At 55.9% G+C, this 272-nt stretch carries 1 protein-coding gene; it reads right to left on the bottom strand.

Annotation, left to right across the window (positions count from 1 at the left end):
* Nucleotides 1–272, bottom strand: a 272-nt coding sequence (locus EII23_RS12800) for an Rpn family recombination-promoting nuclease/putative transposase (protein ID WP_148091312.1), incomplete at both ends; no start/stop codon positions are given.

The following is a 272-nucleotide window of genomic DNA, read 5'->3' as shown; positions in this document are numbered from 1 at the left end:
CATGCCCTGCCTCCATTGTATATAACAATGGGAAACACCGGCGGCAAGCCTTCATTTTCGCGCACGCTCCCCGTCTTGACGAGATCGAGCAGCAACAGGGTCGTATAGGACAGGATGCGCAAAGCCATCCAGTGGTCGGGCGTGCTCTGGAACTCCAGAAGCAGGGCCACATAACACCAGGAGCCTTTTTTCCAGCCCACACGCCAAACAATGTCGTCATGGCGTTCCCGCAAATCGTCCGTCACATAACTGCCCGAACAGCGTTCAAGGGT

This window comes from Desulfovibrio sp. OH1186_COT-070 (assembly GCF_003860215.1).
In the GTDB taxonomy this organism is placed as follows: Bacteria; Desulfobacterota; Desulfovibrionia; order Desulfovibrionales; family Desulfovibrionaceae; genus Desulfovibrio.
The sequence above is the reverse complement of the archived record's forward strand: the minus strand, read 5'-3'. Positions and strand labels throughout refer to the sequence as shown.